12 protein-coding genes are annotated in these 12,376 nt (G+C 44.4%); all 12 read left to right on the top strand.

What is annotated here, in order from left to right:
- Window positions 1–59: 59 nt before the first annotated feature.
- The 12 genes from DMO16_RS06105 (at window position 60) to flgB (ending at window position 12,376) form a co-directional block, all read left to right on the top strand.
- Window positions 60–842, top strand: a complete 783-nt coding sequence (locus DMO16_RS06105; protein WP_129476014.1) for a ribonuclease HII — start codon at window positions 60–62, stop codon at window positions 840–842.
- 60 nt (window positions 843–902) lie between these two features.
- Complete coding sequence (locus tag DMO16_RS06100) at window positions 903–1,085, top strand: hypothetical protein (RefSeq protein ID WP_061969402.1); 183 nt, start codon at window positions 903–905, stop codon at window positions 1,083–1,085.
- Between the two features lie 192 nt (window positions 1,086–1,277).
- Window positions 1,278–2,438, top strand: a complete 1,161-nt coding sequence (gene sucC, locus DMO16_RS06095) for an ADP-forming succinate--CoA ligase subunit beta (RefSeq protein ID WP_061969404.1) — start codon at window positions 1,278–1,280, stop codon at window positions 2,436–2,438.
- Between the two features lie 34 nt (window positions 2,439–2,472).
- Window positions 2,473–3,387, top strand: a complete 915-nt coding sequence (gene sucD, locus DMO16_RS06090; protein ID WP_061969406.1) for a succinate--CoA ligase subunit alpha — start codon at window positions 2,473–2,475, stop codon at window positions 3,385–3,387.
- A 152-nt stretch (window positions 3,388–3,539) separates the two neighbouring features.
- A complete protein-coding gene (gene dprA / locus DMO16_RS06085; protein WP_129476011.1) occupies window positions 3,540–4,415 on the top strand; it encodes a DNA-processing protein DprA in 876 nt (291 codons plus the stop codon).
- 135 nt (window positions 4,416–4,550) lie between these two features.
- Window positions 4,551–6,626 (top strand): type I DNA topoisomerase, encoded by a 2,076-nt coding sequence (gene topA, locus DMO16_RS06080; protein ID WP_061969410.1) that lies wholly within the window; start codon window positions 4,551–4,553, stop codon window positions 6,624–6,626.
- Window positions 6,627–6,644: 18 nt separating this feature from the next.
- Complete coding sequence (gene trmFO / locus DMO16_RS06075; protein WP_061969412.1) at window positions 6,645–7,949, top strand: FADH(2)-oxidizing methylenetetrahydrofolate--tRNA-(uracil(54)-C(5))-methyltransferase TrmFO; 1,305 nt, start codon at window positions 6,645–6,647, stop codon at window positions 7,947–7,949.
- Between the two features lie 60 nt (window positions 7,950–8,009).
- The gene (xerC, locus tag DMO16_RS06070) at window positions 8,010–8,912 is read left to right on the top strand and encodes a tyrosine recombinase XerC (protein ID WP_082635707.1); all 903 of its coding nucleotides are present in this window, start codon (window positions 8,010–8,012) and stop codon (window positions 8,910–8,912) included.
- A 25-nt stretch (window positions 8,913–8,937) separates the two neighbouring features.
- A complete protein-coding gene (hslV, locus tag DMO16_RS06065; protein ID WP_061969414.1) occupies window positions 8,938–9,480 on the top strand; it encodes an ATP-dependent protease subunit HslV in 543 nt (180 codons plus the stop codon).
- Between the two features lie 17 nt (window positions 9,481–9,497).
- Window positions 9,498–10,892: an HslU--HslV peptidase ATPase subunit gene (hslU, locus tag DMO16_RS06060; RefSeq protein WP_061969415.1), complete on the top strand. Its 1,395-nt coding sequence runs from the start codon at window positions 9,498–9,500 to the stop codon at window positions 10,890–10,892.
- Window positions 10,893–10,904: 12 nt separating this feature from the next.
- The gene (gene codY, locus DMO16_RS06055) at window positions 10,905–11,684 is read left to right on the top strand and encodes a GTP-sensing pleiotropic transcriptional regulator CodY (protein ID WP_061969417.1); all 780 of its coding nucleotides are present in this window, start codon (window positions 10,905–10,907) and stop codon (window positions 11,682–11,684) included.
- Window positions 11,685–12,016: 332 nt separating this feature from the next.
- A complete protein-coding gene (gene flgB, locus DMO16_RS06050; protein ID WP_425590019.1) occupies window positions 12,017–12,376 on the top strand; it encodes a flagellar basal body rod protein FlgB in 360 nt (119 codons plus the stop codon).

The raw sequence follows: 12,376 nt of genomic DNA, 5'->3' as shown, positions 1-12,376 counted from the left end.
GTGCCTTTTTTTGTAATGAGAACCAGCGCGGCGTTCAACTACATAGAAAGTGAAGGTTGATGATGAAGCTTACAATAAAACAGATCGAAAATAAGCTGCTCGAACTTAAGGACAGCGGGGAACGATTGCAGGAATTTTTGGAGGAACTCGGAAAAGACGGCAGGGCAGGTGTGCAGAGGATCATTAGCAGGCACGAAAAAGAGTTGAAGTCTGCGCGTTTACTTAAAGAGAAATATGAGGAGATGCTCATCTTTGAACGCGAATGGACCAATCAGGGTAAATCCTTAATCGCCGGTATAGATGAAGTCGGCAGGGGGCCGCTTGCCGGTCCTGTCGTTGCCGCTGCCGTTATTCTCGCTCCCGGAACCTACATACCAGGAATCAATGATTCCAAAATGCTTAGTGAACAGCGACGTGAAGAGTTGTACGAAAAGATATTGAATCAGGCGGTTGCAGTTGGATTGGGGCTGGTATCGGCGCCTGAAATCGATCGAATCAACATTTATCAGGCTTCAAAAAAAGCAATGGTGAAAGCAGTAAGGGCATTAAAGAAGGAGCCTGACCACCTGCTCATCGATGCCATGGAGCTTCCCCTTCCTATCACTCAATCGAAAATAATCAAGGGAGATGCCAAAAGTGTATCCATTGCTGCAGCGTCGATTGTGGCTAAAGTAACCAGAGATCGGTACATGAAAGAGTTGCATGACAAGTATCCGCAGTATCTGTTTCATAAGAATATGGGCTACGGTACGAAGGACCATTTGCAAGCACTTGACGAACATGGCCCGGTGGAGGAACACCGGCGCTCCTTTTCGCCTGTTCAGCAGGGTACGTTGCTATAGAGGCGCAATTGCCTATTTTTTGAAGGAATGGATATCCTACAAGAAAAGGAGGCGATTGTGATGCCAAGAAGAAAATTGCTTGTTTCCGGGGTAGAATCGATGCTTGATCAATACCGCGAGGAAATCGGTGAAGAATTTGGAATCTACCGTCCCGTTTCTGAGCGTGATGCAATGGTGAAAGAGTCGGGGAAAAAAAGCAAAACGGATGATAATGACACAAAGGAAAAAAGCAGGCGTAAATAGCCTGCTTTTTGCGTGCCGTAAAATTTTCTTAAATGTCGGAAATAGTACATATTGTGTAGGAAATTGTGCGGTTTTCTGTCGGAATTAGGTGAATACGTTTGCATTTCTTTCGAAGAAGAGTGGACAGTTCGGCTTCTATTATATAAAATGGTAAACGGTAGTTTAGTTTTAAAGATGATAGGAGGATGGAGAATGAATATCCACGAGTATCAAGGTAAAGAGGTACTAAGAAAGTACGGTGTGGCTGTTCCAAACGGTAAAGTAGCGTATTCCGTAGAAGAAGCAGTAGAAGCTGCGAAAGAATTAGGAAGCGCTGTAACTGTTGTTAAAGCACAAATCCATGCTGGCGGACGAGGAAAAGCTGGCGGTGTTAAAGTAGCTAAAAACCTTGATGAAGTTCGTACATATGCGGATGAAATTTTGGGGAAAGTGCTTGTTACACACCAAACTGGTCCTGAAGGCAAAGAAGTTAAGCGCTTGCTTATCGAAGAAGGCTGCGATATTAAAAAAGAATATTACATCGGCCTTGTTCTTGACCGCGCAACTTCAAGCGTTGTTATGATGGGTTCTGAAGAGGGCGGTACTGAAATTGAAGAGGTAGCTGAAAAGACACCTGAGAAAATTTTCAAGGAAGTCATTGACCCGGCAATCGGTCTTCAAGCTTTCCAGGCACGCCGCTTGGCATTCAACATCAATATTCCGAAAGAGCTTGTAAACAAGGCTGCAAAGTTCATGCTTGGCCTTTATAAGGCTTTTGTTGAAAAAGACTGCTCTATTGCAGAAATCAACCCGCTTGTCGTAACTGGCGACGGTAATGTAATGGCGCTTGATGCGAAATTAAACTTTGATTCCAATGCGCTATACCGCCAAAAAGACATTCTGGCATACCGCGACCTGGAAGAAGAAGATCAAAAAGAAATCGAAGCTTCCAAATATGACTTGAGCTACATTTCCCTTGATGGAAATATTGGCTGCATGGTTAACGGTGCAGGACTTGCGATGGCAACCATGGACATCATCAAGCACTACAATGGTGATCCTGCCAACTTCCTTGACGTTGGGGGCGGCGCAACAACTGAAAAAGTAACAGAAGCGTTCAAGATTATCCTTTCCGACAAAAATGTAAAAGGTATTTTCGTTAACATTTTTGGCGGCATCATGAAGTGTGATGTTATTGCCAACGGTGTTGTAGAAGCAACCAAGCAAGTAGGATTGAACCTTCCGCTTGTTGTTCGTCTTGAAGGAACAAACGTAGATCTAGGAAAGAAAATCCTTAACGAATCAGGATTGAATATTACATCTGCAGATTCCATGGCAGACGGTGCAGAAAAAATCGTTTCACTAGTAAAATAATTCCCGGAAATAAAGAAGAAGGGTGGAGAATTAGATGAGTATTTTTATCAATAAAGACACAAAGGTCATCGTGCAGGGGATTACAGGATCTGTAGGCCTATTCCATACCCAGCAAATGCTTGAGTATGGAACCAAAATTGTCGGCGGTGTAACACCAGGAAAAGGCGGTACTGAGGTAGAAGGACTCCCAGTATTCAACACAGTGGCAGAAGCTGTTGAAGCTACTGGAGCAACCGCTTCTGTAATTTACGTTCCACCGGCATTCGCTGCTGATTCTATTATCGAAGCGGTAGATGCAGAACTTGACCTTGCTATCTGTATCACAGAAGGTATTCCTGTTCTTGACATGGTAAATGTAAAGCGCTACATGCAAGGCAAGAAAACACGTCTTGTTGGCCCGAACTGCCCGGGTGTTATTACACCGGAAGAATGCAAAATCGGTATTATGCCAGGATACATTCATAAAAAAGGACATGTTGGTGTAGTATCCCGTTCCGGAACATTGACATACGAAGCTGTGCATCAGTTAACTCAGCGCGGAATCGGCCAGTCAACAGCTGTTGGTATCGGCGGAGACCCGGTTAACGGTACTGATTTCATCGATGTTCTTAAGGCATTTAACGAAGATGAAGATACGTATGCAGTTATCATGATTGGTGAAATTGGCGGAACAGCTGAAGAAGAAGCAGCTGAATGGGTAAAAGCCAACATGACAAAACCAGTTGTCGGATTCATTGGCGGACAAACAGCGCCTCCAGGAAAGCGTATGGGCCATGCTGGAGCAATTATTTCCGGCGGGAAAGGCACAGCTGCCGAAAAGATCAAAACAATGCAGGAGTGCGGTATTAAAGTCGCTGAAACACCATCTGTTATGGGTGAGACACTTGTTTCCGTTCTTGAAGAAAAAGGTCTCCTCGAATCCTGCACAACACACAAAGCGAATGTTTAATCAAAAAAGCTCCCTGATTTCAGGGAGCTTTTTTTAAAAAATACTTTATTAAAAGGGCTCACCGCACGCCCTGCGGAAAGCGAGCACCCTGAAACGGAAATCAACCACTCCCAAGAGCAACGATATAAAAAAACAGTTATTGGAGGAGACGTATGGACAGAGAACGGTTAATTCTTCTTCATCATTGCCGCGGCGCCGGATGGAAGACCATCCAGTCAATTTTAGCAGTCGATCCCGACTTAAAAAGCATTTTTCAGCTGACAAAGGCTGAACTCCGGGAGCAGTTACGGATGAACCAGCGGAACAGCAATGATTTTTGGGAGGATATCCGAAATCTGTCGTATCGTTCAATCAAACAAACATACGAGAAGCATAATATAAAAATACTTACATATTTTGATAGTCATTATCCCGGTGCTCTCCGGTATATTTTTGATTCGCCCTGGGTGTTATACAGCAAAGGGAACATGGAAGCATTATCGATGCCTCTTTCCATAAGTATAGTAGGAACCCGGCACCCCACAGGCGGCGGATTAAAAAGTCTTGAAAAGATCTTGAATCCGCTGCTTCAAAAGGGATGGATGACCGTCAGCGGGCTGGCGGCCGGGATTGACACACATGCCCATGAATTGACATTAACGCACTCAGGAAGTACCATTGCAGTACTTGGCTCAGGAATCGGTCAGGTCTATCCTAAGTCCAATATGGCTCTCGCCCGCCGGATTACCAAAAGCGGACTGCTTTTGTCAGAATATCCATATGAGACTCCACCGAGAAGGTGGCAGTTTCCAGAACGAAACCGGATTATAAGCGGGCTTACAAGGGGAACACTTGTGGTGGAAGCCCGAGAGAGAAGCGGTTCGCTCATTACTGCTGATCAGGCCATGGAACAGGGCAGAGAGGTATTTGCCGTACCCGGGTCCATTCTGGATGAGTGTGCGGCAGGCACAAACCGCCTGATTCAGCAAGGCGCCAAACTTGTGATGGAGGCTGAAGACATCCTTCATGAATTAAGTTTGGTTTATTAGGTCAGAATGAAATATTAATCCCTGTTTATTGAATGAGTTTCAATGGCAATAACTGAAAACCGTTTGACAAATGATGAAAGTCTATTTAATAATAGGGAAGATTTGAATATACCCTTAAAGGGGGATGCACTGTAAATGGAAGAGTATTTAGTAATCGTTGAATCTCCCGCCAAAGCAAAGACGATAAAAAAATATTTGGGAAGCAAATATATCGTAAAGGCTTCGATGGGACATGTGAGGGATTTACCCCGCAGCCAAATGGGAGTAGAGATAAATGATAATTTTAATCCAAAATATATAACCATCCGGGGCAAAGGACCGGTTTTAAAAGAATTGAAGACTGCGGCCAAAAAGGTAAAAAAAATCTTTCTCGCGTCTGACCCCGACAGAGAAGGAGAAGCAATTGCCTGGCATCTGGCCCACAGCCTCGACATTGATCTGAATTCAGAGTGCCGTGTGGTATTTAACGAAATTACGAAGAATGCGATAAAAGACTCTTTTAAACGGCCTAGAAAGATTAATATGGATCTGGTGGATGCTCAGCAGGCCCGCCGCGTTTTGGACCGTCTTGTCGGTTACAAAATCAGCCCTTTATTATGGAAGAAAGTCAAAAAAGGCTTAAGCGCCGGCCGTGTCCAAACGGTAGCACTGCGGCTCATTGTGGAACGCGAAAAAGAAATCAAAGCGTTTGTTCCTGAGGAATACTGGAAAATCAAGGCATCATTTTCTTATGGTAAAGAAGAATTCGAAGCCGGTTTTTATGGAGTTGACGGCAAGAAAAGGGAACTGGCGAATGAAGAGGAAGTAAAGGAAGTTCTCAGCAAGTTGAAAGGAAATACGTTTTCCATTGCTTCTGTTCAAAAGAAGGAACGAAAACGGAACCCTGCTCCTCCTTTCATCACGTCATCCCTGCAGCAGGAAGCTGCCCGAAAACTGAATTTCAGGGCGAAGAAAACGATGATGCTCGCACAGCAGCTCTATGAGGGAATCGACCTTGGCAAGGAAGGCACTGTAGGTTTGATCACTTACATGAGAACGGATTCCACCCGTATTTCCGATCTGGCAAAAGAAGAAGCACAAGCCTTCATTACCGAAGAATATGGCAAGGAATTTGTTAACCAGGTGAACCGCGGGGAAAAGAAGCCGGGGAAAAATACCCAGGATGCCCATGAAGCCATCCGGCCATCTTCTGCCTCGAAACATCCGAAAGAGCTGAAGGAATACTTGAGCCGTGACCAGCTTCGCTTGTACCGTTTAATATGGGAGCGTTTTATCGCAAGTCAAATGTCCTCCGCTGTTCTTGATACGATGACAGTGGACCTTGAAAATGAAGGTGTAATCTTCCGTGCAAACGGATCTAAAGTAAAGTTTCCGGGATTCATGAAAGTGTACATCGAAGGAAACGATGACGGAAAGAAAGATGAAGATCGTCTGCTGCCAGACCTGGAGGAAGGCAAAACCGCTAAAAAGAAAGAAATAGAGCCTACCCAGCATTTTACGCAGCCGCCTCCAAGATACAGTGAGGCGAGGCTTGTCCGGACGATGGAGGAACTCGGAATCGGGCGTCCGTCCACTTATGCACCGACACTCGATACCATTCAAAAACGTGGATATGTCATGCTCGACGACAAGAAGTTCCAGCCGACAGAACTTGGTGAAGTAGTTCTTGAGCTGACGCTTGAGTTCTTTTCGCAAGTCTTTAACGTCGAATTTACTGCGCAAATGGAAAACGATCTGGATGAAATCGAAGACGGGGAAAAGCATTGGAACGAAGTAATCGATGAATTTTATAAAAGCTTTGAAAAACAGCTTGTTGTTGCAGAAGAGGAAATGAAGGAAGTAGAAATAAAAGATGAGCCAGCCGGTGAGGACTGTGAAGTGTGCGGACATGAAATGGTCTATAAAATGGGCCGGTATGGTAAATTTATGGCTTGTTCCAACTTTCCGGAATGCCGAAATACCAAGCCGATTGTAAAAGATACGGGTGTCGAATGCCCGGAATGCCACAAGGGAACAATCGTGGAGAGAAAAAGCAAGAAACGCCGTATTTTTTACGGATGCAGCCGCTATCCGGATTGCGAATTTGTATCATGGGATAAACCGGTGGGAAGAACGTGTCCGAAATGCGGCAAGATGCTTGTGGAAAAGAAAACAAAAAAAGGAAAAGTGGTACAGTGTATTTCTTGTGATTACGCTGAGGAGCAAGGTTAAAGGGGAGTATTAAGCAGTATGAAAGATTATGTGAACGTAATCGGCGCCGGGCTTGCAGGAAGTGAAGCAGCCTGGCAGATCGCCAAGCGGGGAATAAAGGTTCATCTGTATGAGATGAGACCCAAAAAACAAACCCCGGCACATCATACGGATAAATTTGCGGAACTGGTGTGCAGCAATTCACTCCGTTCCAACACATTGACCAATGCGGTAGGTGTGCTGAAGGAAGAGATGAGAAAACTGGACTCGGTCATCATTGCGTCAGCTGATGACTGTTCGGTACCGGCAGGCGGTGCTCTTGCTGTTGACCGCCATGAATTCGCGGCTCTTGTTACAGAACGGGTAAAAAATCATCCGAACGTAACGGTCTTTGAAGAGGAAGTAACAAACATTCCAGATGGTCCGACCATCATTGCCACAGGCCCTCTGACTTCGAAAGGACTTTCGGATTCCCTGAAAGCACTGACCTCGGAAGATTACCTGTATTTTTATGATGCAGCTGCTCCTATCCTTGATGTGGAAAGCATAGACATGGACAAGGTTTATTTAAAGTCCCGCTATGACAAAGGGGAGGCGGCTTACCTGAACTGTCCGATGACAGAAGAAGAGTTTGACCGTTTTTATGAAGCGCTCATTGCTGCTGAAACGGTGCCTCTCAAGGAATTTGAGAAGGAAATTTTCTTTGAGGGCTGCATGCCGATTGAGGTCATGGCATCGAGAGGGAAAAAAACCATGTTGTTTGGCCCGCTCAAACCGGTAGGTCTTGAAGACCCGAAAAACGGAAAACAGCCATATGCAGTTGTCCAGCTGAGACAGGATAACAGTGCGGGTACGTTATATAATATAGTAGGTTTTCAAACGCATTTGAAATGGGGACCGCAAAAAGAAGTGATTCAGCTTATTCCGGGGCTGGAAAAAGCAGAAATCGTCCGGTATGGAGTGATGCACAGAAATACGTTCATCAACTCTCCAAATCTCCTGAAAAAGACGTATCAGTTTAAAGACAGAGAAGACTTGTTCTTTGCCGGTCAAATGACTGGTGTGGAAGGGTATGTGGAAAGTGCGGCCTCCGGTCTGATTGCAGGGATTAATGCTTCCCGGCTGATGGAAGACAAGGAACTGCTGGAGTTTCCTCAGGAAACGGCGATTGGAAGCATGGCACACTACATTACGACCGCCAATTCAAAGAACTTCCAGCCGATGAATGCCAACTTTGGCCTGCTGCCTGCGCTTGAAACGCGAATTAGGAATAAAAAGGAACGTTATGAAGCATTAGCTGGCAGAGCGCTGGAAACAATTCAGAATTTTATAACAAAATTGTGAACTTGCTTGTTATTGCCCCTGATCTGTGATAAGATTTAGGGGCTTTGTGAGGTGTGATAAGTGGATTTAAATGACCGCTATTTGAAGATGTTTATCGAGTATTTGCAAATAGAAAAAAATAGTTCACATCATACAACGGAAAACTACGAAAAAGCTATTTTGCATTTTAAGTCGTTTATGAAACAGCAAGCAATCGAAGGATTCGCTGCTGTTTCTTATCTTTTGGTGAGACATTATTTGACCTGGCTTCATGAACAGTCGTACTCCAGGAGGACTGTTGCCAAGAAAATTTCGTCTCTCCGAAGCTTTTATCGTTTTCTAAACCGGGAAAAGATTGTTGAACATAACCCGTTTGCTTTGGCTTCCCTCCCAAAAAAGGGCCAGAGCATTCCGCATTTTATCTACGAAGAAGAGTTGGCGGAGCTTTTTCATGTGAGCGATCTGTCCACTCCGCTTGGCCAGCGAAACCAGGCGATACTGGAACTCTTGTATGGCACAGGAATCCGGGTCAGCGAATGCTGCCAGATCCAGCTTGAGGACATTGATTTTTATATTGAAACGGTTCTTATTAAAGGAAAAGGCAGAAAAGAACGGTATGTACCGCTGGGCAGTTATGCGATTGAAGCACTCAGCCGATATATAGAAGAAGGCAGAAAGGAATTGTCAGAGAAAGCGGGCCATCCCGAAAAAACGCTTTTTCTTAACTATAAAGGCGGCCCCTTAACCCCCCGTGGTGTAAGAACGATTTTAAACCGCCTGATTGAGCAGACCACACTGACCGTACATATCAGCCCCCATGTACTCCGCCATACGTTTGCCACCCACCTGCTGAACGAAGGCGCCGATATGAGGGCCGTCCAGGAGCTGCTTGGGCATTCGCATCTGTCATCCACACAGATTTATACTCATGTCACAAAAGATCATTTAAAAAAAATTTATAATAACACGCATCCTCGTGCATAAATGAGAATAAGGAGGGATTTTTCTTATGACACAAACATTCCATGCAACGACGATTTTTGCCGTCCATCACAATGGGAAATTTGCCATGTCGGGAGACGGGCAGGTAACAATGGGAAATGCAGTAGTGATGAAGCATACTGCTAAAAAGGTCCGCAGGCTTTTCGGGGGAAAAGTGCTCGCCGGATTTGCCGGATCGGTGGCGGATGCTTTTACATTATACGAAAAATTCGAAGCTAAGCTGGAGGAATTCAGCGGAAACCTGGCACGGGCCAGTGTTGAGCTTGCCAAAGAATGGCGCACGGATCAGGTATTAAGAAAACTTGAAGCCATGCTGATTGTGATGAACAACGAAAGCCTCCTGCTCATTTCAGGAACAGGCGAAGTGATTGAGCCGGATGATGGCATTCTGGCTATCGGTTCGGGCGGAAATTATGCGCTTGCTGCAGGAAGAGCGCTAAAAAGGAATGCTCCCCATCTTTCCGCTGCTGAAATTGCCAGAGCCGCTCTGGAAATTGCCGGAGAGATCTGTGTTTATACCAATAACCAAATTATTCTTGAAGAGCTGTAGAAGGGGCGTGGGAAGAGATGAATACTCAGTTAACTCCAAGGCAAATCGTCGAAAAGCTGGATCAATACATTGTGGGTCAGAAGGATGCCAAAAAGGCGGTCGCCGTTGCGCTTAGAAACCGGTACCGCAGAGCGCTGCTTGACGAAAAACTGAGAGATGAAATTTCACCTAAAAATATTCTCATGATCGGGCCAACCGGTGTTGGGAAAACCGAAATTGCCCGCAGACTCGCAAAGCTTGTGAATGCACCGTTCATCAAGGTGGAGGCCACCAAGTTCACCGAAGTAGGATATGTGGGCAGGGATGTTGAATCCATGGTCAGGGATCTGGTTGAAACATCCATCCGCCTCGTTAAAGAACAAAGAATGCATGAAGTGAAAGACAAAGCCGAGGAAAACGCCAATAAAAGGCTAGTTGAACTGCTCGTTCCCGGCAAGCAAAAAGAAAGCAGCTACAAAAATCCGCTTGAAATGTTTTTTGGTTCAGGAAATGGCCCATCACAAACATCCAATGATAGCGAAGACGACCAATCCATTACCCAGCAGCGGCGGCAAATGGCCCATAAGCTGGCGATGGGCGAACTCGAAAATCATCTGGTAACCGTAGAGGTTGAGGAACAAAATCATTCCATGATGGATATGTTCCAGGGGGCAGGACTTGACCAGCTCGGTTTGAACATGCAGGATATGCTGGGCGGCCTTGTGCCAAAGAAAAAGAAAAAGCGCAAGCTGCCAGTTTCAGAGGCCAGAAAGGTTCTTACCCAGGATGAAGCGGCAAAATTGATTGATATGGATGAAGTAACAAGTGATGCTGTTTACAAAACGGAGCAAACAGGTATTATATTCATAGATGAGATTGATAAAATCGCAGGGAAAAATCAAAATACTGCCGATGTATCCAGGGAAGGTGTGCAGCGTGACATCCTTCCCATTGTGGAAGGGTCAACTGTGATGACCAAATATGGTTCCATCAAAACGGATCATATTCTTTTCATCTCAGCAGGTGCGTTTCATATGGCGAAACCATCTGATCTGATCCCCGAGCTGCAGGGCCGTTTTCCCATTCGGGTAGAACTCGAGAAACTTTCGGTAGAAGATTTTACGAGAATCCTTATTGAACCGGATAACGCCCTTTTAAAACAATATAAGGCGTTGCTTGCGACAGAAGGTATAAATCTTGAATTTTCTGACGAAGCTATTTCTAAGATTGCAAGTATAGCCTTTCAGGTCAACCAGGAAACGGATAACATTGGAGCACGGAGACTTCACACCATCTTAGAGCGCTTGCTTGAAGACTTGTCCTTTGAGGCACCGGATGTTACGATGAATGCGATAAAAATCACACCAGAGTATGTAGAAGAAAAACTTGCGTCTATCGCAAAGAATAAGGATTTAAGCCAGTACATTCTGTAGGAGGAAAATGAAATGAACTTATTAGAAAAAACAAGAAAGCTGAACGCGATGCTGCAACAATCTGGCGGAAAGCCCGTGAACTTTAAAGAAATGGCAGAAACGCTAAGAGATGTGATTGAAGCAAATATTTTTGTTGTCAGCAGAAGAGGTAAGCTTCTTGGTATTTCCTTGAAACAGGAAATAGAAAACGAGCGTATGAAAAAAATGCTGGAGGAACGACAATTTCCTTCCGAGTATACCAAAGGACTATTTAATGTGACTGAAACGTCGTCCAATCTGGATATTGCCAGTGAATATACAGCATTTCCAGTTGAAAACAAAGAATTGTTTTCTTCTGGCCTGACAACTATCGTACCGATCATAGGAGGGGGAGAACGTCTTGGGACTTTAATTCTTTCCCGCCTTACGGACTCGTTCAACGATGATGATCTTCTGTTGGCCGAATACGGTGCAACGGTTGTAGGAATGGAAATTCTGCGTGAAAAAGCGGAAGAGATTGAAGAAGAAGCGAGAAATAAAGCCGTCGTGCAAATGGCGATCAGCTCCCTTTCTTACAGTGAGCTTGAAGCGATCGAGCATATTTTTGAAGAACTCGAGGGGAATGAAGGCCTGCTGGTAGCAAGTAAAATCGCGGACAGAGTAGGGATTACCCGTTCAGTAATCGTCAATGCTCTCCGTAAGCTTGAAAGTGCCGGTGTCATCGAATCCCGCTCACTTGGTATGAAGGGTACGTATATTAAAGTGCTTAACGATAAATTCCTGCTTGAACTATCCAAATTAAAAACGAGCTAATAAGCTCAAACGAATAGGTCATTCTGCCTGATAGGCAGGATGGCCTTTTTTTGTGGATAATAAAGGATTTTGTCGAATTTTGAAGAATGATAACAGGTAAAAAGGTATAGTCCATTCACTCTACGTAACGGTTTTAGTAAAAAAACATCAGGAATAAAGACCTATTATTTAATTAGGCCTTTTTATCGAAAAAAGTCGATTTAGGAAAAAATACATAGACACTTTTTGGTTTTATCCCTTAGAATATGTAAGAACGGTAAGATTTGGCACTCTTTTAAAATAATAGTAGTAAAAAAGAGGGGATTTAAATGTTTTCAAGTCCTGTTTTTCAAATGCTGGAACGAAGCCTGGATGGAACAGCATTAAAGCAAAAAGCGATTTCAGATAATATAGCCAATATCAACACACCCAACTATAAAGCGAAAAATGTCGAATTTCATTCCAAGCTCCAGGAGAGCTTGCTGGCCTATCGTACCGAAAGCAGACATCTCGACTTCGGTTCAGGACCGATGTCCGGTTATTCTGTGACAACAAGCAATAGTACCAAGATCAATAACAATGGCAATAATGTGGATTTAGATGAACAAATGTCCGAACTTGCAAAAAATCAAATCATGAATCAGGCGCTTGTACAGCAGCTGAACGGGAAATTCAATTCAATTCAAATGGTGATTAAAGGAGGAAGAGCGTAA

This window comes from Fictibacillus sp. S7, assembly GCF_004127935.1.
Classification (GTDB): Bacteria; Bacillota; Bacilli; order Bacillales; family Fictibacillaceae; genus Fictibacillus_C; species Fictibacillus_C enclensis.
The sequence above is the reverse complement of the archived record's forward strand: the minus strand, read 5'-3'. Positions and strand labels throughout refer to the sequence as shown.